Genomic DNA, 26,293 nt, shown 5'->3' with positions numbered 1-26,293 from the left:
TCGACCCCACCAAGAAAGAGGGCCAGGTGGAGCTTTCCCGCAACCTGCAGGTGGCCACCGCCGCCGTGGACTCCACCGGATTGTGCCTGTTCGTCGCCTTCGCCGTGCTGGACAACCCGGAAGGGCTGCCCACCATTGTGGAAATGTTGAACGCCCAGTACGGTATTAATTTGACAATAGACGACGTAGTGGCCCTGGGCCGGAATATTTTGAAGGTGGAAAGGGAATTCAACAAGGCCGCCGGCTTTACCAAGGCGGATGACCGGCTGCCCGAGTTCTTCCAAACAGAGGAGCTTCCGCCCCACAATACGAAGTTTGATGTTAGTGACGTTGAGCTGGACGAGGTATTTAATTTCTAAAAAACACCCCCAATAGGGGGTGTTTTTTTATTTAACAGGTGTAGCAACTCTTATTGCCTTGTTTTTATTTGTTTTTGGAGTTCTATATACCGTTGGAACAGCGAAAAATTTTTCCTTCCCAGGTTCTGATCATGGCGTAATCTTTACCCATTGAAATTAAGTACTGCGGAAGCAGCGGCGTCTTACCGCCTCCCCCCGGGGCATTGATAATATATTGTGGTATCGCCAACCCCGAGGTGTAGCCCCTGAGGTTTTCCATAATTTCCAGACCTTCTTGAATAGTGGTGATAAAATGAGTAGTACCTTTTACCGGCTTGGCGTGAAATATATAATACGGCCGGACATGTATCTTTAGCAGCTCATGATTTAATTTTTTCATTACATGAGGGTTATTGTTAATTCCTTTTAATAAAACCGCCTGGTTGCCCAGTGGAATCCCTGCCTTGGCCAACATCCTGGTTGCTTTCATCGCCTCAGCCGTCACTTCCTTGGGATGGTTGAAGTGAGTATTCAGATACAACGGGTGGTGCCTTTCCAACATGTCGCATAACTCCTGCGTTATGCGCTGTGGCATGGTTACCGGGGTCCTGCTGCCGATCCGCTTAATTTCCACGTGCGGTATGGCATCCAACTCCGAAAGAATCCAATCCAACCAGTCATCAGAAAGGGTTAACGGATCACCGCCTGTAATTAGTACGTCCCTGATTTCCGAATTTTTGCGAATGTATTGTAAGGCCGCTTTAATCTCATCAAGCGGCGCCGGCCGGTCAATTTCGCCTATATTGCGCCTGCGCTGGCAGTGCCGGCAAAACATGGCACACTGATTGGTTACATTAATAATTAACCTGTCGGCATAGCGGCGCGTTATTCGGGGCGCCGGGGATGTAAATTCTTCCGCCATGGGATCTTCCTTACCCCAGCAATCCTGTAATTCTTTAATACTTGGGATACCCTGCATCCTGACTGGGCATTGCGAGTTGTCTGTTTCCATAAGGCTAAGATAATATGGTGATACAGACCAGCGGAATTTTTTACTTACCATTTCTATCTGCCTGGCCTCTGCACCCGTAAGGTTTAATAATTCGCTTAATGTATCGATATCGCTAATTCTATTGCGCATCTGCCATTGCCAGCTACTCCAATCATCTTCCGTCGCGCCGAAATAATTTAATATCTGCTTTTTTTTTGATTGAAATGTATGTTCCAGCTTTAAACCCGTAGGAATGTTCCTGGATTCCTGCAAATAGTCCTTGATATGACTTTTAAGTTCGTCCGCCCTCTCCAGAGCCACTTGCCGCTTATCCATCTCAGGATATTTTTTTACAGTATTTCGACTACCGCACATCATAACGAGTTCACCCTCCTACTTTAACATACAGGCATCCTGTCGAACTTTGTAAAGTTGCCTGTTGGTTTAAACCACCTTTGCAATAATTATATCATTTACTTTTGCTGCTGGAAAGAAAATTCTGCAAAATAGCCTGAATTAATTTTCCCCCAGGTGGTATTTGCTAATTTTCCTGTAAATGGTTGCCCTGCTAATGCCTAAAGCAGCTGCGGCCCTGGTCTTTCCTTCTTCCGTCCAGCCGTACCGTTCCAGGGCATTACTAATTGCTTCCTTCTCCACTTGTTCAAGCGGCCTAATTTCCACCGGGCTGTTGGGTAGCTGCAGTTTTTTATCTTTACCGTTCCCGTTCCTTAATCGAGGAGGGAGACTCTCAGGCATAATATAGGATCCCTCTTCAAGGTTAATGGCATATTCTACAGCATTAATCAACTCCCGGACATTGCCCGGCCAGCTGTACTCCAGACAGAGCCGCATGGATTCCTTGCTGAAACCCTCGGTACTTTTGCCTAACAATTTGGAAAAGCGCCGCCTGTAGTGGTCAAGCAGCAGGGGAATATCCTCCCTGCGCTCCCGCAACGGGGGAATTACCAGAGGTATTACGCTAAGCCGGTAATAAAGGTCTTCCCGAAACCGTCCCTTTTGCACCATTTCCTGCAAATCATTATTGGTGGCAGCTATAACCCTGATATCCACGGGAATGACTTGTGTGCCACCCACCCGTTCAATGTTCCTTTCCTGTAAAACGCGCAACAGCTTAGCCTGCAAATAAAGGGACATATTACCAATTTCATCAAGGAAAAGGGTCCCGCCGTTGGCCAGTTCAATTTTGCCCGGTTTTCCACCCCGCCTGGCTCCGGTAAAAGCACCTTCCTCGTAGCCGAACAATTCACTTTCCAGGAGATTTTCGGGTATAGCCCCGCAATTTATCGGCACAAACGGCTTATGACTGTGCGTGCTTCCGGCGTGGATGGCTCTTGCAAACACTTCCTTGCCGGTGCCGCTTTCTCCCAAAATAAGTATCGTTGAATTGCTGCCGGCAATTTTAGCAGCTTTGGATTTAACTTCTTTAATAACTGTGCTGTTTCCAATGATGTCGTCAAAGCCCAACATTTCCTGGGTGGTGATAATCTGATAAGCCAATTTCTGGGCTTCCTTAAAATCTCTAAACGTAGCCACAACTCCAACGGCCTTTTTTTCACCGGATTGAATAGGTTTGGCAGTTATAAGTAAATGCAGTTTTTTATCATTAGTAGAGATAAAATAATCTTTTGAGGTAAACCCTTTTCCCTCCCGGAGAACGTCCAGCAAGGGCATATTGCCGAGAATCTCATCAATATGCCGGCCCACAACATTTTTTCTTTTTAAATTAAACATTCTTTCTGCGGAGCGGTTAAAGTGGGTAATAACTCCCTGATCGTCAATAGCCAGCACTCCTTCGTAAACCGAATCAACCACAGCTTCCAGCTTGCCGGCCATGACGAATTTTTCCTTAACCATTTCCCGTTCCACCACTTTACTGGCAATCAACTCCGCCATCCGCCCGACAAAATCAAGCAGGGTTTCCGTGTTGCTTGTAATTGTTTTCTTTTGTTCATCATCAAAGGCCACCAGGCTGATGGTGCCGATAGTTTTGTTGTCGGCTTTAATGGGGTAAACAAGATAAGCGCGATAGAAGCATGTTCCTGAAAGGGGGCAGGACAGGCATATGGAGTGAAAACCCGGCTCATTGATAAAAACCGGTTCGCCGGTTTTCAATACATGCTTATTAACCAGGCCACGCAGCAGCCGGTTACCCACACCTGAACTAACCTTGCCTGTACCGGCAACCCGCACCAAATTTGCATCTATAATTTCCACTTCAACCTTTAAAACCGCAGCGATAGCCGCAGATATCCGCTGCTCGGTTTCTTTGGCCTGCATCAAGCTTAACATCGGTTTATCTAATCCCCTATAAGAAAAATGGTTGGTATAAAAAATGGAGGCGGTTAAACAGCCTCCATCACCCTTTATATGATAAACCAAATCTATCGAATAAATCAATATTTATTTAAACTTAATGGATCTTAATGCAAAACAGTTTCTGCCAGCGCCCAGCCGGCCTCTAAAGCCTTCCGGTTTAATTCTTCGGTTCCTTTGGGAATCCGGGCAAGCAGCGCTTCCGTCAAGGCCTCACGGGAAACTACACCGGTTATCCTGGCTATAGCGCCAAGGGCCACCACGTTGGCAACTATTTCCTTGCCAATTTCCTCTTTAGCTGTCATACTTATCGGTATTTTATATACAACAGCACCGTTAATTTCCGGAAGAGTATGTACGTAGGTAGTATCTACTATCATCACGCCGCCTTGTTCAATATCGGCAGCAAACTTATCACAAGCTTCCTGGCTCATTACCAACAGCACGTCGGGCTTGTTCACTTTGGGGTAATCAATATCTTCATCCCCGATAATAACCTCGGACCGGCTGGCCCCGCCACGGGCCTCCGGCCCGTATGATTGGGACTGGATAGAATTTTTGCCATCCCTGATGGCAGCATCCGCTATGATGATCCCTGCAAGAATCAATCCCTGCCCGCCGGTACCGCTTAAACGGAGTTCATTTCTCTCACCCACTGGTCTTACCCCCCTTGCCTGTAATCGATGTGACAGACCCTGAAACCTGGCCCATTGCCTGCTTAATCACCTCATCATAAAGTTCTGTGTATTCCGGTGCCTCCTTGCAATAAAGCCGGCCTATCACTATTTTTTCTGCCAATTCTCCGGGGGACATCTGTTCAGCTTTATTTATATGAACTGCATTATCTTTCTGCCAGATTAACATATCAGCGGGACTTTTCATCTTATTCCGTCTTCCATAGGCGGTAGGACAGGCTGTGATCGCCTCGACCAGACTGAAGCCTTTGTGCTGAATGCCTTCCGCGATGAGGCCGGTCAACATGTTACTGTGGTAGGTAGTGCTTCTTGCGACAAAGGTGGCCCCGGCGGCCCGGGCTAAATCCGCAACGTCAAAATTTGGCTCAATTGTCCCGTAGGGTGCGGTGGTGGCCATTTTTTTCACAGGTGTCAGCGGCGAATACTGGCCTCCTGTCATCCCGTAAATGCTGTTATTAAACAGCAGTACGGTTAGGTCTATGTTCCTGCGCGCCGCATGGATAAAGTGATTACCACCGATCGAAGTGCAGTCACCGTCGCCCGTAATAACAATAACTTTTAGTTCCGGCCGCGCCAGTTTGATCCCGGTGGCAAAAGCTAAAGCCCTGCCGTGCGTGGTATGCAATGTATTAAAGTCAAGATAGCCGGCAGCCCGCGAGGAGCAGCCGATACCTCCCACAATTACCGTCTGGTTCTGGTCCAGCTTCAGCTTATCCACCGCCCGCAGCAGGGAGCTTAACACGATTCCGTTGCCGCAACCGGGACACCACATATGTGGAAACATATTAACCCGCAGGTATTTCTCAAGATCTTGCATCATGCTTATGCACCTCCCGCAGGGCAGCCAGTATCTCTTCAGGTGTAATAAGTTCACCGTGCACCCTGTTCACGCCGACAACTCTGGTTCGCTCGCCGGCAACCCGCTCCACTTCCAACCTGTACTGGCCCAGGTTCATTTCCGGCACTAATACGGCGCGAGCATTTTCGGCCAGCGCGCCAACCTTTTGCTGCGGGAAGGGCCAGAGCACGGCAGGCCGGTACAAGCCGGCCTTAATGCCTTCTTTACGGGCGTCTTTTACAGCCTGCAATGCCGACCGTGCCGTAGCTCCATAAGCCAGCACCACGATTTCCGCGTCTTCCAGATTTTTGCCTGTGTCAATCATGATATCATCCAGGTTAAGGTCAATTTTGTTTTGTAATCTTTTAATAAGCTTCTCAGCAACTACAGGATTGTTCGTTGGTAAACCTTTTGGGTCATGAACCAAGCCGGTGACGTGATAGCGGTAGCCGCTGCCAAAATTGGCCATTGGCGGTACCCCTTGATCACCGGCCCCGAAAGGCAGATATTTTTCAGGCCCGACATCCGGTTCAACGCGGTTGACCACCTCCAGCTCGCCGGGAGACGGCAAAACAACCTTTTCCCTCAGGTGCCCGATAACTTCATCCATCAACAAAACCACAGGCACCCTGTATTTCTCAGCAAGATTCACCGACCGGACCGCCAGGTCATAGGCCTCCCTAACCGAGGAAGGACTTAGCACAATAACCGGGTGGTCCCCGTGGGTGCCCCAGCGGGACTGCATCACATCTCCCTGGGCAGGCGCAGTGGGCATCCCTGTGCTGGGACCGCTCCGCTGCACGTTAACTATTACAATTGGCACTTCAGCCATGGCAGCAAAGCCAATATTTTCCTGCATCAGAGAAAACCCGGGACCGCTGGTAGCAGTGATAGATTTTACCCCCGCCAGCGAAGCTCCGATAATGGCAGCTATACTGGCTATTTCGTCTTCCATTTGAATGAATTTGCCACCGAGACGGGGCAGGCGCTCAGCCATTATCTCCGCAATTTCAGTGGACGGAGTTATTGGATACCCCGCGAAAAAGCGAACACCGGCCGCCAGCGCCCCTTCGGCAACAGCCTCATTACCCTGCATCAGGCGGGCCATTTCAATTACCCGGCTCATTTTCGAAAAACCCCCTCACCGTGCATACATTAGCTATTATGCCCGCGCGCCGTCACCATGACCCGGGGATTGTTTCGCCGCCTGACAGGCATAAACGGGAATCTTATTATTTTTATCCGGCCGGTCGACAGAAATAGCCAGGTCGGGACAATGGGTTTCACAGCGGCCGCAGCCGGTGCAGGCATTCGGGTTGACTACAACTGCTTTGCCCCGGTTATCGATCAAAAGAACCCTGTTCTCGCAAAGGACGGTACAAATACCGCAACCTTTACACCATTGACGTTTTACATGTACTCTATTATCATCAAAATTTGAAGCCGGTTTCGCCATTGCCTATCACTCCATTATGGTTCATATAAATTAATCATATGTTTATTTGCTATAATCATTTGCTTTAAGTAAATAAGCAACGATCATGCCACCGCATAAAAATGGTTTGTTAATTTAAATTTTAATCCTAAAGCCTACGGCGTCAGCTAACCCGGCCAATTGGCCGGAACCGGCGGCCTGGTAATAGGCAATTAAAGAACTGCCGGCCTCATCTCACAATGACACAAAAAGCCTGGGCGTTAAGAATTAACGCCCAGGCTCTCAATTTGATACATGTATCAAATTGATATGCACAATTGATCAAAATCTAATTACATTGCTATACGTTGAAAAAATCTTTATAGGATTGTCTTAAATCCCGTTTCAGGATTTTACCGCTGGGGGTTTTGGGCAGCTGCTCAATAATTATTACCCCCTTGGGCACCTTGAAAGCAGCCAGGTGCTCCTTGCATAAGTTTATTATTTCGCTTTCAGTAATTAATTGTCCTTCTTTTGGTACCACAACGGCAGCAACAGCTTCTACCCACTTGTCGTGCGGCAAACCGATAACCGCCACTTCCGAAACCCTGGCGTCTTTATAAATAACCTCTTCCACTTCCCGGCTGGCCACATTTTCACCGCCGGTTTTTACCATATCCTTTTTACGGTCCACCACTGTAACATAATTATCTTCATCCAAAATGCCAATGTCACCGCTGTGGAACCAGCCATGGGCCAAAGTAGCTTCTGTTTTATCCGGCTCCTTAAAATACAACAGCATGGCGTGAGGACCACGGCCGCATATTTCACCCGGTATCCCCGGGGCTGTGACGGGGTGATGGTCATTGTCTTCAATGGCTGTTTCCATATTAATGCCGCCCTTGCCGGCCGAGCCCGCTTTGGTAATCTGATCTTCGGGCTTCAGCACTGTATGATAGGGGCTTAGCTCTGTCTGGCCGTAATAGTTATAAAATCTCCGGCAGTTTGGCATCCTGCTTTGTATTTCTTTGAGCACTTCCACCGGCATAATTGATGCTCCGTAATATCCTTTGGAGATAGAACTCAGGTCATATTTGGCAAAGTCCGGATGCCGGAGCAGCCCGATCCACACTGTGGGCGGGGCAAAAAACATAGTTGCCCTGTACTTTTCCACACACTTCATGATTTGCAAGGGGTCGGCCTGCAATAACAGCACGTTGGTGGCCCCAAGCATCAGGCAGGGATTCAGGAACACATCGCGCTGAGCACAATGAAAGATGGGCAGCGCGTTTACATTAATATCCTCAGTCATATACTGGCCGTCAATGATAGCGCCCGTGTATTCAGCCAGCAGGGACTGGTTGGTAAGAATAACCCCCTTGGGTAAAGTTTCTGTGCCGCTGGTATAAGTCATCTGCACCGGGTCTTCAATATGCAATTCAACATCAGGCTCAGTATCGGGGTACTGTTTATACCAGGCGTCAAATTCTTTAAAACCGTCCGGAGCCTCTTCACCTTTGCCCTGGTTGGACCAGACCAGAGTTTTAACTGTGGACATGTCTTCAAGCACGTCTTTAACCAGATCATATAAAGCATCCTCAACAATAAATACCTTGCTCTCCGAGTGATTAATGCAGAAGCTGACATCCTTTCCCCTTAGTAAGTAGTTAATGGCCAGGTAAATACCGCCGGCTTTGGCAGTACCCAGCCAGGCCACCACGTGGTGGATAGTATTATGGGCCAGCACCGCCACCCGGTCATACTTTTTGATGCCCAGGTCAATTAATGCGTTGGCAAACCGGTTGCATTCCGCTTCCAGCTGAGCATAAGTCAAAGTTTGCCCCCCAAAAATCAGGGCCGGCTTGTCGGGGTAGCGATAAGCGCTCCTGCGCACCATATCGGCAATAACCCAGCGGGTTACTTTGTTATACCTGCTGCGCAGAAAATCAACATTCTCCTTGGTAACGACATTATACCTTTCCCTATCCTTTTTACTTAACGGGTTAATTATTGACACGTAAAAACCCCCTTAGCTGAATTTTATTAATAGGGACAACTTTCTGAAAATATAATTTAAAGGTAAAGCCCATTGGGGCCTTACACTATCCAGAAAAAACTTTTACGGAATATCTACAGATGACTAACAGCTGGCTCGGAGGCGGGCGGACAGGGTCGTCCGCCCCTACGGCAACCCCTTTTTCATCTTTCTGCTGGTATCGTGTTTAGCGGCACGGTGGTCTATCCTGCGAACAGTCCTGCCTTTAGTCGGAAAGCAGGTTTTTGGCAATAACGACCCGCTGAATTTGATTGGTGCCTTCATAGATCTGGGTAATCTTAGCGTCACGCATCATTCTTTCAAGCGGGTATTCCTTCATATACCCGTAGCCGCCCAGCACCTGCACAGCGTCTACCGTCACCTGCATGGCGACATCAGAGGCAAACAGCTTACACATCGAAGAGAAACGGCTGACCTCACCGGCGGGAATATTGTTTTGGCCGGCGTTTTCAATCATATGTGCAGCTTTATATACCAATTGCCTTGCCGCTTCCACCTTGGTGCACATGTCTGCCAGCATAAATTGAATACCCTGGAACATGGCGATGGGTTTGCCAAACTGAACCCTTTCCTTGGCATAGTTGACCGCGTAATCCAAAGCCCCCTGGGCAATACCCACAGCCTGAGCACCGATGACCGGACGGGTGCAGTCAAGGGTCATCATGGCAATCTTAAAGCCCTGACCTTCCTTGCCCATTAAATTTTCTGCAGGCACGGGACAATTATCAAAAATCACTTCTGTGGTTTCCGAACCCCTGATCCCCATTTTGTGTTCCTTCTTACCGATGGTTATGCCCGGATAGTTCTTTTCCACGATGAAGGCACTGAGGCCCTTAAGCCCCGCCTTGGGGTCGGTGGTTGCAAATACCGTAAATACATCAGCTATGCTGCCATTGGTAATAAAACATTTCTGTCCTGACAGAATATACTTGTCACCTTCCCGGACAGCCCTGGTCTTAACGCTGCCGGCATCCGAGCCTGCATTAGGCTCGGTTAGGGCAAAAGCGGCAATCCTGTCCCCATCCGCTATGCCAGGCAGGTATTTTTGTTTCTGTTCTTCCGACCCCCCGACCAGGATGGGCATCATGCCAAGTTCTTGGGCAGCCACAATTAAGGAAGCGGCGGCTGATACTTTGGCAATTTCCTCCACGATCAGCACAACGGACGGCAGGCCGGCTCCCGTGCCGCCGTACTCTTCAGGTATCCCGGCGCCAAGCAGCCCCTGACCGGCGATCAATTCCTTCAAATCCCAGGGATATTCATCTTTTTCATCAATTTCCGCAGCCCTTGGCGCAACCTTGTCCTCCGCCAACCGCCTCACCGACTGGCGCAACATTTCCTGTTCTTCCGATAGCTGATATGACATTTAAACCATCCTCCTAACTCGCGTTTTTTATGGCTCCGGGCAATGTTTTCTCCCGAGCCTGGCAGGCATTAGATAACCATATTGACTTTTAATGAGGTAGTTGAAATAATAACCAATTAAGAGGTGATAATATTGGGCAAAGCCTATTTTAAACAAAGCAACGGGATGTATGCAGTCAACATTGTTGCCGCTTGCGGAGTTATGACCCCCGGCCAGCTGGAAGGACTGGGCAAAGCAGCGCGTGAATGCGGGGTTTACCGGTTAAAACTAACTACCCGGCAAACCATTGTGGCTGTTATTGACGAACTGAACCTGTCCTCCCTGGTTGACCGCCTTCCGGATTTGGAATTGGCGGTTTCCCCGTACGGAAATGCCGTACGGGCCGTTAAAGCCTGCGCAGGCAGTAACGCCCTTTGTCCCAGGGCTCTGGGTGACGCACTGGGGCTTGGCATTAAATTGCAGGAAAAATACCTGGGCCGGGAAACTCCCAAAGACGTTAAGATTGCCGTAGCCGGCTGCCCCCGCGGTTGTACCGACCCGCTGTGCGCCGATTTCGGCATAGTTGCCCGGAGCGTTAACTCCTTTGATGTGTACCTTGGCGGGCGGGGCGGAAGCGCCAAACCTGTCCACGGCGTACTTTTTGCTGAAAAAGTTGCTGAAACCGGCGTGTTCGAACTATTTGACCACGTATTGAAGACCTACGCCTCACTGGCCCAGCCCGTGGAAAGAATCTCAGCAGTGGTGGCCCGCCTGGGAATCGAGCCATTTCTACCACCTGAAGAATTAATTGCAATCAATAACGCGGGTGAACCTGAAGACGAAGATTTCCTGGCATTTCTGGATCTGAAAGAAGGTGATGCGAGTTGACTGCAACCATTAGATCCTCGGATATCGTTAGTTTGGAAGCGATGATCACACCGCTGCAAAAAATATGCAATGAATGCGACCTGTTTAATACCCCGGAATGCAAGCCGGCAGCGTGTATTGTTGGTTTTGCCCGGCGTTCACTGCAATTTGCCAGGCAAAAAGGCATCCTGGACATTCCCGGCGCAGCCAAACATATACCGAGGTCCGACATGAAGCATTACTACGTTGGCAACATCATTCCTGCTCTGGCAGAAACCTGCAGGCAGTGCCGGGAGTGCCGGGACAATCATTCGCCTGACTGCGTAATCGCTTTAACCCGCACCTGCCTGGAAAACGCCATCCTTCCGGAAAACATTTCCTACCCCGGCAGTATATTCATGTACCTGGCAGCCTTAAAGAATCAGGACCGGGAGGTTGCTAAAATGCTGGCAGATGAGCTTAGCAAAAAACAATAACCTGGAATGCATCATTTAATATAACTGCAAGCCACAAATTAACTACAGGGAGGTCACAAAAATGTATGTTGATCACGTCAAGAACATCAAGGGCACCAGCTTAACCGCCCCCGGCATTTTAAACGCCACCAAACAAACCCTGCTAGGGCCGGCCCAGGGCTGGCAAGGTTGGGTTATGCGCCTCTTCACCCTGGCCGCGAACGGCCACACACCCCGGCACTCCCATCCCTGGCCGCATATTAATTATATCGTCAGCGGCAAGGGAACCCTGTTTTTAAACGGCACGGAGCATGCGGTGGAGGCCGGCTCCGTTGCTTATGTCCCCGGCGACGCAGAGCACCAGTTCAAGAACGCAGGCTCAGAAGACTTTTCCTTCATTTGCATCGTGCCGGAAGAGGGAGATGTATAGGCAACCGGTTAAGCCAGTTGCCTTTATTATTCCCCTCTTAAAACACGGCGCAACACTTTACCCACGGCTGATTTGGGTAATTCCCGGCGAAACTCCACCTGGCGCGGCACCTTGTACGCGGCAAGTTTGGTCCGGCAGAATTCAATAATATCTTCCGAAGTGGCGGTTTCGCCCTCTTTAAGCACAATAACGGCTTTAACCGTTTCTCCCCGGTAAGCGTCGGGTATGCCGACCACCACGGCCTCCTGAATTTTGGGATGGGTAAACAGAACATCTTCCACTTCAACCGGATAAATATTGTAACCCCCGGCTATAATCACGTCTTTTTTCCTGCTGACTATATATACATAGCCTTCTTCGTCAACTTCGACAACATCACCTGTTTTGAGCCAGCCGTCTTCCAGCACCTGGGCGGTCTCATCCGGCCGGTTCCAATAGCCGTCCATCACCTGCGGCCCTTTAACCCACAATTCCCCGGCTTGTTTCACCGGGCATTCCTCGCCCGTATTAATATCAACAACCCTCATATCCGTATCCGGAATCGGCAGGCCGATGCTGCCTATCTTGACTTTACCGTTGACAGGATTGCTATGGGTAACCGGAGAGGCCTCGGACAGACCGTAAGCCTCCACCACTTCCACCCCGGTCAGCTTGAAGAACGCTTCCTTAACCTCGTTGGGCAGGGGAGCGGAGCCGCTGACACAGGTATGCAGGCAGCGCAAATCATAGCTGCCGATTTCTTTATAGCTGTTAATGGCAATCAACATGGTGGGACTGGCAAAGAATACACCAACCCTGTAACCATGAATGGCCTCAATAACTGTTTTGGGCTCGAACCGGGGGAACAGAATCATTGTCACTCCCATGTACACGGACATGTTCATGATGCAGGTAAGTCCATAAACATGGAAGAGCGGCAGCACGCCGATAACGTAGTCATTACCACGGCAGTAGTTCTTGCCAACCACCTCGACCGTCTGTAGAACATTGGCCACCAAATTACTGTGTGTCAGCATACAGCCTTTGGAGACCCCTGTGGTGCCGCCGGTATACTGCAGCAGGGCCAGGTCCTTGGGACCCACGGAATCCTGCCGGTAATCTGAACTGTAATCGTGGATGACAGACTGCAAATCCACCGTATCATCGCCGGTGGAAACAGGAGAGCCGTCAATATTAAAAGTGACGATGTTTTTTAGCCGGACGTTGGCCCTGATGTTTTTAACCTTGGGATACAGGTCGGACAGACAAATAATTGTCTCACTGCCCGAGTCGTTTAACTGGTGTTCCAGTTCCCTTTCCACATACATGGGATTATTCTGCACCACGATGGCGCCAATTTTCAGCGCCCCAAAAAAGCCAATCACGTTTTGGGGGCAATTCGGCGCCAGAATGGCCACCCGGTCCCCTTTTCGCACTCCTTTATCCTGCAGAAATCTGGCCAGGCGGCTGCTGAACAAATCAAGATCACTAAAAGAAATATGTTTTTCCGCAAAAATTATGGCATCGTTTTCCGGGTACTGCCGGGCACTGTCAATTAAAAATTGAAAAACCGGCACTTCCGGGTAAGTTAAGCTGTGCCTGGTGTCAGGCAGGTAGTTTTTAAACCAAATCTTTTCCAACTGGACTCCCCCTTGCATTATTTTATCTGTTTAATTAACTGCCTTTTTTGAATCTTGCCCGTGGTTGCCACGGGCAAAGCATCGACAAACTTGTATTCCCGCGGCATTTTGAAATCTGCCAGCTTGTCGCTCTCCTTTAAAAAGGCGCCAACCTCTGCTGCGGTCAGCAATTTATTTTTACTTACTATAAATGCCACAATGTCCGTCTCCCACTCCCGCTGCTCCACGCCCACCACTGCGGCTTCAACAATATCCGGGTGATCAAGTAATACTTCTTCAATTTCCCGGGGGTAAACATTTTCCACTCCGGCAAAAATGACATCGTCCCGCCGGCCGGAAAGCCACAAATAACCATCGGAATCAAAGCAGCCGATGTCACCCGTATGGTACCACCCCCCGTACATTGCTTCTGCCGTCAGCTCGGGCCGGTTATAATAACCTTGCATCATCCCGACGCCCCGGACCACAACCTCACCTTTCTCGCCCGGCTCTGAAATATCGTCGGGGTCCGACGGGTAAACAGCATTTAAGCGAACAACTCTAATTTGATGATTAATCAGCGGTTTACCCACCGAACCGGCTTTTGTTTTCATTTCATCCGGATTAAGCACCGTAATAGCGGGGCCCATTTCCGTCATGCCATATAAATGAAGAATATCTGCTTTGAATATTTCCCGGCATTTAGCCGCCAGCGCGTGCGGCATAGGAGCCCCACCGTTGGCCAATAACCGGAGCTGGGGAAAGTAACAGTTCTCAGGTGCGGATTGGATAATCATTTTGCAAATGACCGGATCGGCAAACATTAAGGTAATTTTCTCCTCTGACATCATTTGCAGTATTTTCCGCGGGTCGGTTGAATCAGCGATAATATTAGCCGCCCCCACGTGTACCCGGGGCAGGAAAAAACAGTGCAATTCCGCTGCGTGATAAAGGGGATCCACGGACAAGCCCCGGTCATGATAACTTAATTTTTGCGATTCAATCATGCACATGCTGTGGTCAATAATATCCCTGTGTTTATGTATAACCCCTTTGGGCTTGCCGGTTGTACCGCTTGTGTAAAGGATGGAAAACCAGTCGTTTTCGGAAACTTCAACTGCCGGCTTTAATTCGGACCGGTTATCGCCAACCTGATAATAGGACCGGGCAAAGTCCGGAACCGGGTCATCAACGGACAAATAATGCCGAACAGTCTTGATTCTGGCCAGTGCACCGGCAACCCGCTTTTTTCCGCCGGAACCAAACACTAATAATTTGGACTGTGCATCGTTTAAGATAAAAGACAATTCTGCGGAGCTTAAATTACAGTTGATGGGGTTAAAAACCGCCCCAATTTTGGCCGCTGCAAACAGAACAGAAACCAGTTCGCTGCAATTACCCAGATAAGTGGAAACGGTATCCCCCTTGTTGATGCCCAATTTAAGCAGTGCGTTGGCCAGGCGGTTAACATGCTTGTCCCACTGGCCATATGTCCAAAACTGCCCCTTGGGCCGGTAAACCAGCGCCTGGCGCCGGGGATATTTTTCTGCCGCCAGCTCCAGGATATTCCCGATATTATACATAGCCACTCCAAATTTCTACCATTGCATCAGCTTGCATCATCAAGTGAATAAATAGATTTAACAAAAAAACTCAGCACATATTCACGCAAGCCGCGCGATTTAAATAATTTTTAATAATTAGAAAATTTACAATTAACCCGTTTTATAAACTTTGATTTATCACCACATAATCAATTGCAAATAACCTGCCAGCCGATGCATATACTTCAATACCCGCATATCAATGCTTCATCTTGGTTAAAAAAAATAAATCCAATAAATGCATCACTATTGCATCAGATTGCATCGCATCGCAGCCCAATAAATAACTGCCGCTTATTTACGGCAGGCCGTGAAAGGCCCGGGTTAATATTTTAGCCGGGCTTGATGTTGTATTTCTTCATTTTTCTGACCACAGTGGACTGGTTTACCCCCATAACTTCGGCAACCTTACGGGTGCTGCGCATTCTTTGGTACAGCTCGGCAATCAATTCCTTTTCCGAGCCCAAACCCTGGCTCCCCGCAGTCTTTCCAGTTGTTTGGCCGGTCTGCAAAAAAACCAAGGGTAAATCTTTAGCTGTTATAATGTCATGCGTATTGATGACCATTAACCTTTCAATTAGATTCTCCAGTTCCCGCACGTTCCCCGGCCAGTGGTACCCCGACAGGTAATCCATGGCGTCAGCCGCAATACTCTTGTTCAGGTGGTATTTCTCATTGAATTTGCGCAGAAAATGGACTACCAAAGCCGGAATGTCGCTGCTCCTTTCACGCAGTGGCGGAATGGTTATGGGGACCACATTTAAGCGGTAGTATAAATCGCTTCTGAATTTACCCTTCCCGACCATCTCTTCAAGGTTTTGATTGGTTGCCGCAATCAAACGGATATCCACCTCCACGGCTTTGATACCCCCTAACCGGGTAACCTCCCGCTCCTGGATGACATTTAATAATTTAACCTGCAAAGCCAAAGGCAGTTCCGCAATCTCGTCCAAGAACAACGTCCCTTTGTGAGCCAATTCAAGGAGTCCGGGCTTACCCTCCCGGCTTGCCCCGGTAAACGCACCGGGTTCATAGCCAAACAACTCCGACTCCAGCAGATTTTCCGGTATCGCCCCGCAATTGACCCTGATAAATGGTTGACCGGACCGTTTACTGGCTTTGTGAATCAGCCTGGTGACCACATCTTTCCCCACCCCTGACTCACCTAGAATTAGGATGGTGGAGTCAACTTTGGCCACCCTGACGGCCAAATCCAAAACATTGCGCATGGCCGGGCTATCACAAACCAGTGTATGGCCCAGGTACTTGGTGCGCAACGTTTCCAACTCGCTATGGTAAACTTCGTACAATTCTTTGCTGGCTTTCACTTCCCGGCGCAAATTGTTAAGCTCGGTGATATCCCGGCAATTGACCACAACCTTGGTGTTGTTGCTTTTGTTATTACGCCGGACAGGATTGGCTGTGAGCAAAAGCTCCTTGCCGGACTGCAGGCGGTGTGCCTTGGTAACCGCACCTTTCTTGGCCATGGCTTTTTGGGCTAAAGCATAAATGGTTTCGTTAATCGACAGTCCCATTTTGGTAAAAGCATTGTTTACTTGCGCCACGTTTCCATTTTTATCCAATACAACAATACCATCGTAAGATGAACTGATTACGGCATTCAGTTCCTCATAGAGCTCGGTGGTTTCACTTAGTTCCTTTGACACCAATTCAAGCTCGGAAATATCCTGGATGACAGCCACCGCGCCCATGACCTCATCATTAGTTTTAATCGGCGTTCGATTAACAATAAAACGCCTGCCGTTAAATTCAAGTTTACGGCCGCTCTGCGGCCGGCCGGTCCTCAGCACGTCTTCGATGGACAGGTCAAAATTAAATTCATTGATATTTTTATCGATGGCAAAAGCAGCTTTAATCCCCAGCAATTGTTCGGCGGCACGGTTAAATATAACAATAATGTTATGTTTGTCAACGGCATAAATGCCGTTATGGGTGGAATCGAGAATGGCGTTAAGCCTGTTGATGGTATCAAGCATTTTTTGCTCAAACGCCTGCACCAGGTTTGTGCGCGTAACCATGGCCACCAGGTTGCCTTGCCCGTCCCTTACCGGCAGCCTGCCTATCTGCTGCTCCCGCGCCAGCTGCCAGGCACTTTCAGCCGAACTGTCCAAGCTGATCGTTTTAACTTCCTTTTTCATCAGCCGGCCAACCGCCGTATCGGGTGTGCAATCATTAACAATGGCCCTGTACAGGTGTGTTTTGGTGAAAATGCCACAAATCTCCCCCTGTTCATTAAGGACCGGGGCGCCGTCTATTGAATAACGCGTAAATAGCTCCGCCGCTTCCTTGATGGTGTGGTTTTCCTTTAAAGTAACCGGATTTCTGGTCATAAACTGTGATAGTTTCACCGCAGCACTTCCTCCAATATCAGACTCATTATTATTTGTAGCCCGCAGGATCAGCTCTTGATACCGAGTTTATTAATCTTCCGCATTAAAGTAGTATAATCCACACCCAGCACGCTTGCAGCATCCCTGGTGTTGCCGCAGGCAGCCAGTGCTTCACTGATGGCCCGGTACTCAGCCTGCTTGACCACCTCTTTTAGTGTATACTTCACCCCGGATGAAGAGGTTTCCTCCGCTAAATTATTTGTTAAGAAACGGTTAACCGCCTCAGCATCAATCATATCTTGATCAGAAGTGATAATCAGGGCTTCAATTGTATTGCGCAACTCCCTGACATTGCCCGGCCAATGGTAATTACCCAAAACCATCAAGGCCTCCTGTGATAATTCTCGATGCAAATTATACTCTTGACCCAAAACAGATAAAAAGTGCTCCGCCAATAACCGGATGTCCTCCGGCCTTTCGCGCAAAGGCGGTATTTTTATTTCCAGCACTTTAATGCGATAATATAAGTCCCGGCGAAATCCACCCTTCTCCACCAGGTCGATCAAATTCTGATTGGTGATGGCAATAACCCGTACATCCACTATCCTGGACCAGGTCCCCCCCACCCTTCTCACTTCCCTCTCCTGCAGCGCCCGTAACAGCTTGGACTGGGCCTTGGGGGGCAGTTCGCTTATTTCATCCAATAGTATAGTCCCGTTATTGGCCGCTTCAAACAGCCCCTGGGCTCCTTCCCGGCTGGCCCCGGTAAACGCGCCGGGCTCATACCCGAATAATTCCGATTCCAGCAAGCTTTCCGGAATCGCGCCGCAATTTACTTTAACAAAAGGCCCGTTGGCCCGGCCGCTGTTTTGGTGAATAAAAGCGGCAAGCACCTCTTTGCCGACGCCGGTTTCACCGGTGATTAGTACCGTACTGGGGTAAGGGGCCACCCTTTGGGCCAATTTCACAACCTGTTCCATTTTTGATGATACAAAAGCATGCAGATCAGCAAAATGCACGGCAATTAGCTCCTGACGTATTTTTTGATATTGCAATTATGCAATTGAACTTGCACCAATACCCAAGCTATCGATGCGTACATCTTAGGTATATAAATATTTTAATTGCAAAACATCAACACAACAAGACTTAAAACTAATTATTGTGTTTTAAAAACATTAATTTTAAAGGGTTTTTAGCTCGTACCCGTACCGGGATTACTGGCACCAAAATTGCTTATATCTTTATTTTGCAATATGTTTGCAATAATACGAAAGGGATTGATTACCATTACCATGGAAGCCGAACTGGTCCAACATATCCGCAAGCTTATTCAAGATAACCAGATACACACTGTGAGGATTACCCTGACAGACAATACCAATATCACGCGCTCACGCTATGTGCCCGCCAAGAGCTTTCTGCAATCCCTCTCCGGACAGGGCATAAATTACCCCTCCGCCTTGTTCTCCATGGATGCGTCGGCACAGTTGGTCCCGGAAGCCGGTGCCGGTTATCACGGGGGGTATCCCAGCTGGGTATTAAAGCCTGATTTAAAGACCTTTATGGTTTTACCCTGGCTGCCCGGAACAGCCCGGGTCATAGCCGATGTCACCACCCCCGGCGGTCAGCCGGTACCTGTGGCCCCCAGGCAGATCTTGAAAAATGTTTTGGCCCGGGCGGCTGCGACGGGCTTTCAGCTGAAGGGGGCCTTTGAATTTGAATTTTATGTATTTAAACAGGGTAATGAAGCCCTCACTCCGGCCTGGCAGGGGCTGAACTGCTATTCAGACACAAAACAAGCCCAGGTGGAAGAGATTTTAACCGCTGTTATCCAGGGGCTGGAAGGTATTGGGGCGGGCCCCGAGGTTGCCAATACCGAGTACGGACCAGGACAGTTTGAAATAACCAACTCACCCTTCACCGGACTGGAAATAGCGGATATGGCGGTGTATTATCGCTCAGCCATTAAAGAAATTTTGCACCTCAAGGGTTACTCGGCGACTTTCATGGGCAAACCCATGGCCGGTGCCAGCGGCAGCGGCGGGCATTTTCACCATTCATTGCTGGATATGCGAGGAACCAATGTCTTTTACGGCCCGGACCGGCATCAAGAACTTTCGGATATTTGCCGCTGGGCCATAGGTGGGCAATTGGCCCACGCCGGCGCCATCTGCGCGCTGGCCAACTCAACCATTAACAGCTATAAGCGCCTGCGCCCGTATCGTTTTGCACCGGTTAACGCTTCCTGGGGCAACGAGCACCGCTGCGCCATGATTCGTGTTCCTTATAACAGAACGGCCAACACCCGCCTGGAAAACAGATTGCCGGCCGCCGACACGAACCCTTATCTGGCTGCGGCGGCCATACTGGCAGCTGCACTGGACGGCATAACCAATAAAATTGAACCACCGGCAAGCTGTGATGGTTCAGACCCGTACGCCCGGGAAGATTACCCCAAACTTCCCGCATGTTTACCCGAAGCGCTGGATGCTTTGCTGGCCGATCAAACTATGCTGGGTTATTTAGGGGAAGAATTTGTAAACCATTACCTGGCTTTGCGGCGTGCAGAATGGCAGCGTTTTCAAAACCACGTTACCGATTGGGAATTAAAAGAATACTTCGAGCTGTTTTAAACATTTCCCGGCATCTGGTTGCCCCCAACGGCAAAGGGGCCGGGCGGAGGCGACTTTTGTATAAGTAATAAACTTGTAGGGAGTGATGATTATTGCGTATTGCAGCAAAAAAAACGGTTTTTAACATGGACAAAAACAATTTGCCGGTGGCTAAAGTTTCCTTGCCGGCTCGGCTGGCTTTCGAAACCCGGGATTGTTTCGAAGGACAGCTAAAGAGCGCCGGAGACACCCTGGAAACCTTGAATTTTGACCGGGTCAACCCGGCCACCGGCCCCGTATACCTGGAAGGAGTCCAACCCGGCGACGTCATCGCCGTGCATATTGAAAGCATCCAGGTAACCGGCCCGGGCGTAATGGTAGCCGCCCCCGGCGCGGGGGTGCTGGGCGAACAGGTCACCCAATCCCAAACATTAATGGTGCCCATAGAAGACGGGGTTGCTCTGTTTAAAGGTTTGGCCCTGCCCCTAAATCCCATGATTGGCGTAATAGGCGTAGCCCCGGCGGGAGACCCGGTTCCCTGCGGCACACCCGGCAGCCACGGCGGCAATATGGACACCACTTTGATCCGCCCCGGCAGCACCTTATACCTGCCGGTCCAGGTTGACGGCGCGCTCCTGGCCATGGGCGACCTGCACGCGGCCATGGGTGACGGAGAAATTATGGTCAGCGGCGTGGAAGTGGCCGGTACGGTGGAAATTACCGTTACCCTGGCCAAGGGATGGCAATTAAACAACCCCTTGGTGGTTACCGGCGACGTGGTGGCTACAATCGCCTCAGCCCATACCCTGGATGAAGCTGTGGATACCGCCACCAGGGAAATGGCCATGCTGCTGCAGCAAAAGACCGGGCTGACGTTAAACGAAGCCGGCATGCTGATGAGCGCCTGCGGCAATGCAGAAATATGCCAGGTGGTCGACCCGTTAAAAACCGCCCGTTTTTCCATGCCCAGGAATATTGTTGAAAAATTAGGCCTGACCGATCTTTAAGATTAAATTATTTACTTGGGGGGAAGATAATTGGGACACAACACCCGATCCAACACGGATTCTTTGGAACAATTCGGTTACCAGCAAGAATTGAAAAGGGCCCTGACTTTTAAAGACCTGCTGTTTTACGGTATGGTCTTTATGGTGCCCATCGCGCCCATGGGCATTTACGGCTACGTTACCGACGTGTCCAACGGCATGGCGCCCCTGGCCTATATCATCGGCATCATCGCCATGACCTTTACCGCCTTAAGTTATGCCCGGATGGCACAGGCCTTTCCGATATCCGGCTCGGTTTATTCTTACGCCTCCAGGGGGATAAACCCCCATGTGGGTTTCTTTGCCGGCTGGGCCATGCTATTGGACTATATTTTAACTCCGGCCCTGGTCTACCTGGTGGCCGGCTACGCTTTGCAGGAGATGCTGCCCATACTGCCCTATTGGGGCTGGATTGCTTTATTTGTCATCATCAATACCGTTGTCAACCTGCGGGGCATCGAAATGACGGCCCGCACCAATATAACCCTGATGGTTATCGAAATATTCGCCCTGGTGGCCTTCTGTGCGGCAGCCATTATTGCCGTTATGAAAGGCGTTGGCGCAGGCGCCTTTACCATTGATCCCATCTGGAAACCCGAGGGATTCAGCATGAGCATGGTCATGTCCGCCACATCCCTGGCGGTGCTCAGCTTCCTGGGCTTTGACGCCATCAGCACCCTGGCGGAAGAATCCAAGGACCCCAAGCGCATGGTGGGCCGGGCTACGGTAACCGCGCTGGTGCTGGTGGGCAGTTTATTCGTGGTGCAAACTTATCTGGCCGGCCTGGTTTGGCCCGACCACACCTCTTTCCAAAACCCGGACACCGCTTTTTATGCCGTTGCCCAGGCCGCCGGCGGCAACTGGCTGCGTCTGGTAGCCGCGCTGGCTACCGCCATTGCCTGGGGTATCGGCGACGGGCTGGTGGCCCAGGCCGCTATCTCCCGCCTGCTCTACAGCATGGCGCGGGATAAAATGATGCCTTCGGTGCTGGGGAAAATTCACCCCAAATACAAGACACCTTATGTAAGCACAATTTTGGTGGCAGTCATCGCCATTACCATCGGTGTGGCTCTCAACACCGACAGGCTGACTTCCATGGTCAACTTCGGCGCGCTTACCGGCTTTTTGTTCCTGCACTTGTCGGTATTCATTTATTATGTCATCCGCCTGAAAAAAACCGACCCGGCTTCACTGTTTAAATATTTTGCACTGCCGGCCTGCGGGTTCGCTATTATTTTTTACGTCTGGCTGAGCCTTCAGCCGGAAGCAAAAACTATGGGCTTCATCTGGCTGGCCATCGGCCTGGTATACTCGGCCGTCAAAACCAAAGGCTTCAAGGAAAAACCGCCCGCTTTCAAGGCTATGGAACACTAATTGTCACAGGGCCACCCAACCGGGTGGCCCTTACACTTCAATTAACCGGGTATTAAAGGGGGCGCCTCCCTGACAATAAAGCGACCCGTTTTCTTAACTCAGCCAAGCAGTTTTTTAAAACTCTGCCTGTTTTCATTGTACTCAGCCGTGATTTCCTTGCGGTCGACCATATATGAAAGGTAGGCCATTATGGTCAGGTGCATCAAGTAATACTGCCCCATGTTGTTAATATTAATCTTAAAATTACTGCAGGCTGCAGCAAGGATTTCCTCAACGGTTTTAGGACTTTCCAGCAAGTCCTTGATAAACTCCAGAGTATCAATTAATCTCCGGCGGTTGGCTCCGACCACAGGGACTATGTCCTCAGCCAGCGTTCCATGCGCCGGCAGGTAAAATTTTTCCTGCCGGCTCTCAAGGCGGTTGAACGTTTCCAGGGCTCCTGCCAGATCAGCGTTCAGGGGTATCCCGTGTTTATCAATCACCTCGGGGGCAATTACGGAATCAGCACAGAATAGCACCCCTGCAGCCGCCACACCCACCTGGCCCAAAGCATGTCCGGCCATATCAACAATTTCAACCTCACACCCGCAGATATTTTGCACCCCGGGCATGATTACTTCGTCAACACTCACTCCACCGGCCAGGAAAAATTTATTATGGAGAGGATCCGGAGGGTAAGCGCCGCCAAACAAATAAACAGGTTCCAGAACCGGGCATTCCAGTACCGGCTTTTCTGTTGCCGTTGCATAAACAGCCGCCCCCGTTGTTTTTACCAGGTGGGGGGCCCCGCCACAGTGGTCTGCGTGGGCGTGGGTGATAATAATTCCCCGTAATTTATAGCCGTTTTCCTCCACCAGCCTTTTGACCTTACGCGCCACACTGTCGTCAATCCCGGTGTCCACCAACAATGCTTCGTTGGCCTCATTTACAATTAGACCAATATTGACCGCAGAATCTATGTAGTACACATTTTCCGTTATCTTATTTAATTTCAAAGTTTAGCACCACCTATAATATTAAACATTTACAGCGCCTCTTTTGTCATTGCAAGCGTAGCGCAGGTAATAATTGGGGACTTTCCTCCGATCCTAAATTTTATTGGGGACATTCCTCCCGACCTTCAAGCCCGACCCCAAAGAGGAGGTGTGTCTCCTTTCTTTTGATGTATAGATTACCACTTCGTTTCACTCCTCGCAATGACATGAACTCGCGGACAATTCGGCCAGTATAGCCGCTGCCGCCGCGCGCCGGTCCGGTGCAGCGGTAATGGGCCTGCCGACCACAATCCGGCTGGCACCGGCCTTGATCGCCCCACCCGGCGTCATTACCCGGCGCTGGTCGTTTAAATCAGACCCGGCCGGCCTGATCCCCGGGGTAATAATTTGAAAATCCGGTCCACAGGCCATGCGTACCATTTCAATTTCCCGGGGCGAGCAGACCACTCCATCCAGTCCGGACTCCCGGGCCAGCAGCGCCCAGGAACGCACCCGGTCTTCAATTGCACCGGTATAGCCCATTTCCCTGTTAAACGAATCCCGGTCTATACTGGTTAAAACAGTTACCGCCACTACCGCAGGCGCCGGCAAACCCAACCGCCCGGCTTCCTCCCTGGCGGCTTCGCCGGCGGCCCGCATCATGGCGCCGCCCCCGGCAGCGTGCACATTGATAATGGAGGCTCCTGACCGAACCAGCACCCGGGCCGCCCGCCCCACTGTGTTGGGGATGTCGTGCAGCTTTAAATCCAGAAATACCCCGGCCCCTGTTGCAGCAATCTCCCGCACTATACCGGCACCCTCGGAGTAAAACAGTTCCATGCCAACTTTAAAAAAACCTGACATACCGGCCAGTTCCTTAAGCAGGGACATGGCTTCCGCCCTGCTATTAACGTCAAGGGCTATAATCAGTTTATCTTTGGACAACTTTTCCACCTCACCTGCAGCCTTTTTATTCCTTATATGCCCGCGTGTGCAAGGCCGGTAAGCTGGTTGATGTTGTTAAAGCCCTGCTCGCGCAGATAATTTTCTATACCTTCGATAATTTCAATGGTGGCCCGGGGGTTGACGAAGTTGGCCGTTCCCACCGCCACTGCCGTGGCCCCGGCCAGAATAAATTCCAGTGCGTCCCTGGTCGTCATAATGCCCCCCATCCCCAGGATGGGCAGTTTTACCGCCCGGTAAACCTGCCATACCGCGCGAACCGCCACTGGGCGCACAGCCGGTCCGCTTAGCCCCCCGGTGATATTGCCCAGCACCGGCTTGCGCCGGTCTACATCGATGGCCATGCCCAGCAGGGTATTAATCATTGACAGGGCATCCGCTCCGGCTTCGGCCACAGCCGCAGCCATAGCAACAAGGTCGGTTACATTAGGCGAAAGCTTAACAATTACCGGCAGTTTGGTGGCCGCTTTCACAGCCCTGGTCACCTCGGCTGCCGACCGGGGATCACTGCCAAACTGAATGCCCCCCTTTTTGACGTTAGGGCAGGAGATGTTAATCTCCAGGCCCGCAACACCGGGCACTCCGTCCAGCTTGTTGGCTACCAGGGCGTAATCCTCCACCGTATCGCCGGCAATATTTATTATTACCGGCGTGTTTAGGTGAACCAGCCGGGGGATGATTTCCCCCGCCACTTTATTTACCCCCGGGTTCTGCAAGCCGATGGCGTTCAACATCCCGGCCGGCGTTTCAGCTATACGCGGCGGCGGGTTCCCCTGCCTGGGCGCCGGGGTTGTCCCTTTTACAATAATTGCGCCAAGCTTTTCCAATTGAATGAACTGCTGGTATTCCAAGCCGAAGCCGAAAGTACCGGAAGCGGTGGCCACGGGATTTTTCATCTTGATACCACCCAGGTTTACCGTGGTATTGATCACCAGACCACCTCCCCTGCCGGAAAAACCGGCCCGTCCACACAAGCACGGCGGTAATGGACCCCGCCGCCTGCAGCTTTAACCTGACAGGCGCAGGACAGGCAAGCTCCCACGCCGCAAGCCATTCTTTCCTCCAGGGAAACCTCACCCGGTATCCCGGCTTCGCTGAGGAAAGCACATACCGCTTTCAGCATTGGCGCCGGCCCGCAGGCGTAAACATAGCTGACTCCTTCCGGCAGGAGCTTCAGCAATAACTCCGTCACCTGTCCCCTGTGGCCCACAGAACCGTCGTCCGTAGCCAGCTCCATTGTATAGCCCAGATTTTCAATTTCTTCTTTAATGAGGATCTGGTTCGCACTCCTGGCTCCAAGCAGCACTTTAACCCGGGCGGGATCACCGCAGCGCGCAAGCTCCTGCAGCAAAAAGAACAGCGGGGCCGCTCCAATGCCGCCGCCGACTACGGCAATACTGCCCGCACGCATTAAGTTGTGGCTACCGGTGCTAAACCCGCGTCCCAGGGGGCCCATTACGTCAATCACCCCATCCTTACGTCGGGCCAACAAAGCGGTGCCCCGGCCAACCACCTGGAAGAGTATACCAACCCTCCCCCGGTCACGATCCACCGCATGAATGCTGATGGGGCGGCGCAACAGCGGGTCATTCCCCTCACTGCAGCGAATATGTAAAAATTGACCTGGCCGGGCAACCGTGGCCAGGTTCGGAGCAATAAATTCCACCATAAAGACACCGGGCGCCCTTTCCATGTGACTGACTATTTCACCCTGGACAAGTAGGGCCAATTCAATCCCCCCAAAAATTAATATTAAATTCATTAACACTTTACATTGCACTGGTATATTAATATTGATATATTGATAATAAAGGAGGTGATGTTAAGGTGACCGACAGGGAACATGCCGTCAGAGCACTGACCGAAATGATCCGGTCCAATAACCAAAAGGCTCAGCAAAACAGCGAATTGACAGACTGGTTCAAAAAACTCAACCTGGACCTGATGAAAGCAATTGAAGCCCTAAAGCAGGGAGCTTAATCGGGTCCTCTTTATTTATAATAGC

The 26,293-nt window shown here is 50.4% G+C and carries 24 protein-coding genes; 8 read left to right on the top strand and 16 right to left on the bottom strand.

Annotation, left to right across the window (positions count from 1 at the left end; genetic code table 11):
* Positions 1 to 359, top strand: a 359-nt coding sequence (locus H569_RS0111880; RefSeq protein WP_027365164.1) for an aldehyde ferredoxin oxidoreductase C-terminal domain-containing protein, incomplete at its 5' end; no start/stop codon positions are given.
* Between the two features lie 82 nt (positions 360 to 441).
* On the opposite strand, the gene eam is transcribed toward H569_RS0111880, so the two are convergent.
* The 8 genes from eam to H569_RS0111840 all read right to left on the bottom strand — a co-directional run bounded on the left by eam (position 442) and on the right by H569_RS0111840 (position 10,032).
* Positions 442 to 1,704 carry a glutamate 2,3-aminomutase gene (eam, locus tag H569_RS0111875; RefSeq protein WP_034630445.1) on the bottom strand — a complete coding sequence of 421 codons (1,263 nt, stop codon included), beginning with the start codon at positions 1,702 to 1,704 and terminating at the stop codon, positions 442 to 444.
* Between the two features lie 141 nt (positions 1,705 to 1,845).
* Positions 1,846 to 3,639 (bottom strand): sigma-54-dependent Fis family transcriptional regulator, encoded by a 1,794-nt coding sequence (locus tag H569_RS0111870; RefSeq protein ID WP_027365162.1) that lies wholly within the window; start codon positions 3,637 to 3,639, stop codon positions 1,846 to 1,848.
* Between the two features lie 131 nt (positions 3,640 to 3,770).
* Complete coding sequence (locus tag H569_RS0111865) at positions 3,771 to 4,319, bottom strand: 2-oxoacid:acceptor oxidoreductase family protein (RefSeq protein WP_027365161.1); 549 nt, start codon at positions 4,317 to 4,319, stop codon at positions 3,771 to 3,773.
* On the bottom strand, positions 4,312 to 5,178 hold the full coding sequence (locus H569_RS20245) for a 2-oxoacid:ferredoxin oxidoreductase subunit beta (protein ID WP_051273618.1): 867 nt from the start codon (positions 5,176 to 5,178) through the stop codon (positions 4,312 to 4,314). Before H569_RS20245 ends, H569_RS0111865 begins: the two co-directional genes overlap by 8 nt.
* Positions 5,162 to 6,322, bottom strand: coding sequence for a 2-oxoacid:acceptor oxidoreductase subunit alpha (locus tag H569_RS0111855; protein ID WP_027365160.1), 1,161 nt, complete (start codon positions 6,320 to 6,322; stop codon positions 5,162 to 5,164). Before H569_RS0111855 ends, H569_RS20245 begins: the two co-directional genes overlap by 17 nt.
* A 36-nt stretch (positions 6,323 to 6,358) precedes the next feature.
* Complete coding sequence (locus tag H569_RS20240; RefSeq protein WP_081410997.1) at positions 6,359 to 6,652, bottom strand: 4Fe-4S dicluster domain-containing protein; 294 nt, start codon at positions 6,650 to 6,652, stop codon at positions 6,359 to 6,361.
* A 319-nt stretch (positions 6,653 to 6,971) separates the two neighbouring features.
* Positions 6,972 to 8,627, bottom strand: a complete 1,656-nt coding sequence (locus H569_RS0111845) for an acyl-CoA synthetase (protein WP_027365159.1) — start codon at positions 8,625 to 8,627, stop codon at positions 6,972 to 6,974.
* A 244-nt stretch (positions 8,628 to 8,871) separates the two neighbouring features.
* Positions 8,872 to 10,032, bottom strand: coding sequence for an acyl-CoA dehydrogenase (locus tag H569_RS0111840; RefSeq protein WP_027365158.1), 1,161 nt, complete (start codon positions 10,030 to 10,032; stop codon positions 8,872 to 8,874).
* A gap of 132 nt (positions 10,033 to 10,164) precedes the next feature.
* On the opposite strand from H569_RS0111840, the gene H569_RS0111835 reads away from it, so the two are divergent.
* The 3 genes from H569_RS0111835 (at position 10,165) to H569_RS0111825 (ending at position 11,763) form a co-directional block, all read left to right on the top strand.
* Positions 10,165 to 10,899, top strand: coding sequence for an NAD(P)/FAD-dependent oxidoreductase (locus H569_RS0111835; RefSeq protein WP_027365157.1), 735 nt, complete (start codon positions 10,165 to 10,167; stop codon positions 10,897 to 10,899).
* Complete coding sequence (locus H569_RS0111830; RefSeq protein WP_027365156.1) at positions 10,896 to 11,354, top strand: hypothetical protein; 459 nt, start codon at positions 10,896 to 10,898, stop codon at positions 11,352 to 11,354. The genes H569_RS0111835 and H569_RS0111830 overlap by 4 nt, the downstream gene beginning before the upstream one ends.
* 61 nt (positions 11,355 to 11,415) lie before the next feature.
* Positions 11,416 to 11,763, top strand: coding sequence for a cupin domain-containing protein (locus H569_RS0111825; protein ID WP_027365155.1), 348 nt, complete (start codon positions 11,416 to 11,418; stop codon positions 11,761 to 11,763).
* Between the two features lie 26 nt (positions 11,764 to 11,789).
* On the opposite strand, the gene H569_RS0111820 is transcribed toward H569_RS0111825, so the two are convergent.
* From H569_RS0111820 to H569_RS20235, 4 genes are all read right to left on the bottom strand, one after another.
* A complete protein-coding gene (locus H569_RS0111820; RefSeq protein WP_238492542.1) occupies positions 11,790 to 13,382 on the bottom strand; it encodes a long-chain-fatty-acid--CoA ligase in 1,593 nt (530 codons plus the stop codon).
* Positions 13,383 to 13,399: 17 nt separating this feature from the next.
* Entirely contained in the window at positions 13,400 to 14,944 is a 1,545-nt protein-coding gene (locus H569_RS0111815; RefSeq protein ID WP_027365153.1) for a long-chain-fatty-acid--CoA ligase, read from the bottom strand.
* A gap of 353 nt (positions 14,945 to 15,297) precedes the next feature.
* Positions 15,298 to 17,334 (bottom strand): sigma-54-dependent Fis family transcriptional regulator, encoded by a 2,037-nt coding sequence (locus H569_RS0111810; RefSeq protein ID WP_027365152.1) that lies wholly within the window; start codon positions 17,332 to 17,334, stop codon positions 15,298 to 15,300.
* A gap of 50 nt (positions 17,335 to 17,384) precedes the next feature.
* A complete protein-coding gene (locus H569_RS20235) occupies positions 17,385 to 18,335 on the bottom strand; it encodes a sigma-54 interaction domain-containing protein (protein ID WP_238492541.1) in 951 nt (316 codons plus the stop codon).
* 261 nt (positions 18,336 to 18,596) lie between these two features.
* Here H569_RS20235 and H569_RS0111800 point away from each other — a divergent pair, with 261 nt between their 5' ends.
* The 3 genes from H569_RS0111800 (at position 18,597) to H569_RS0111790 (ending at position 22,351) form a co-directional block, all read left to right on the top strand.
* Positions 18,597 to 19,952, top strand: a complete 1,356-nt coding sequence (locus H569_RS0111800; protein WP_238492540.1) for a glutamine synthetase family protein — start codon at positions 18,597 to 18,599, stop codon at positions 19,950 to 19,952.
* Between the two features lie 92 nt (positions 19,953 to 20,044).
* Positions 20,045 to 20,938 (top strand): acetamidase/formamidase family protein, encoded by an 894-nt coding sequence (locus H569_RS0111795; protein ID WP_027365150.1) that lies wholly within the window; start codon positions 20,045 to 20,047, stop codon positions 20,936 to 20,938.
* Between the two features lie 30 nt (positions 20,939 to 20,968).
* A complete protein-coding gene (locus H569_RS0111790; protein ID WP_051273616.1) occupies positions 20,969 to 22,351 on the top strand; it encodes an APC family permease in 1,383 nt (460 codons plus the stop codon).
* A 98-nt stretch (positions 22,352 to 22,449) separates the two neighbouring features.
* Here H569_RS0111790 and H569_RS0111785 read toward each other — a convergent pair whose 3' ends face one another.
* The 4 genes from H569_RS0111785 to H569_RS0111770 all read right to left on the bottom strand — a co-directional run bounded on the left by H569_RS0111785 (position 22,450) and on the right by H569_RS0111770 (position 26,017).
* Entirely contained in the window at positions 22,450 to 23,346 is an 897-nt protein-coding gene (locus H569_RS0111785; RefSeq protein WP_027365148.1) for an MBL fold metallo-hydrolase, read from the bottom strand.
* A gap of 189 nt (positions 23,347 to 23,535) precedes the next feature.
* Complete coding sequence (gene pyrF / locus H569_RS0111780; protein ID WP_081410996.1) at positions 23,536 to 24,270, bottom strand: orotidine-5'-phosphate decarboxylase; 735 nt, start codon at positions 24,268 to 24,270, stop codon at positions 23,536 to 23,538.
* A gap of 32 nt (positions 24,271 to 24,302) precedes the next feature.
* On the bottom strand, positions 24,303 to 25,217 hold the full coding sequence (locus tag H569_RS0111775; RefSeq protein ID WP_027365146.1) for a dihydroorotate dehydrogenase: 915 nt from the start codon (positions 25,215 to 25,217) through the stop codon (positions 24,303 to 24,305).
* Entirely contained in the window at positions 25,217 to 26,017 is an 801-nt protein-coding gene (locus tag H569_RS0111770) for a dihydroorotate dehydrogenase electron transfer subunit (protein WP_027365145.1), read from the bottom strand. The genes H569_RS0111775 and H569_RS0111770 overlap by 1 nt, the downstream gene beginning before the upstream one ends.
* Before the next feature lie 98 nt (positions 26,018 to 26,115).
* On the opposite strand from H569_RS0111770, the gene H569_RS0111765 reads away from it, so the two are divergent.
* Entirely contained in the window at positions 26,116 to 26,268 is a 153-nt protein-coding gene (locus tag H569_RS0111765) for a hypothetical protein (protein WP_027365144.1), read from the top strand.
* Positions 26,269 to 26,293: the final 25 nt, after the last annotated feature.

Source organism: Desulfotruncus alcoholivorax DSM 16058 (assembly GCF_000430885.1).
GTDB classification, from domain to species: domain Bacteria; phylum Bacillota; class Desulfotomaculia; order Desulfotomaculales; family Desulfallaceae; genus Desulfotruncus; species Desulfotruncus alcoholivorax.
Note: the sequence above shows the minus strand (reverse complement) of the source record. Positions and strands in the feature narration are given on the sequence as shown.

Bases quoted from the DNA above. Each gene is read 5' to 3' on its own strand.
- eam (WP_034630445.1), bottom strand. From the start codon at position 1,704: ATGTGCGGTAGTCGAAATACTGTAAAAAAATATCCTGAGATGGATAAG.
- H569_RS0111870 (WP_027365162.1), bottom strand. From the start codon at position 3,639: ATGTTAAGCTTGATGCAGGCCAAAGAAACCGAGCAGCGGATATCTGCG.
- H569_RS20245 (WP_051273618.1), bottom strand. From the start codon at position 5,178: ATGATGCAAGATCTTGAGAAATACCTGCGGGTTAATATGTTTCCACAT.
- H569_RS0111855 (WP_027365160.1), bottom strand. From the start codon at position 6,322: ATGAGCCGGGTAATTGAAATGGCCCGCCTGATGCAGGGTAATGAGGCT.
- H569_RS20240 (WP_081410997.1), bottom strand. From the start codon at position 6,652: ATGGCGAAACCGGCTTCAAATTTTGATGATAATAGAGTACATGTAAAA.
- H569_RS0111840 (WP_027365158.1), bottom strand. From the start codon at position 10,032: ATGTCATATCAGCTATCGGAAGAACAGGAAATGTTGCGCCAGTCGGTG.
- H569_RS0111825 (WP_027365155.1), top strand. From the start codon at position 11,416: ATGTATGTTGATCACGTCAAGAACATCAAGGGCACCAGCTTAACCGCC.
- H569_RS0111815 (WP_027365153.1), bottom strand. From the start codon at position 14,944: ATGTATAATATCGGGAATATCCTGGAGCTGGCGGCAGAAAAATATCCC.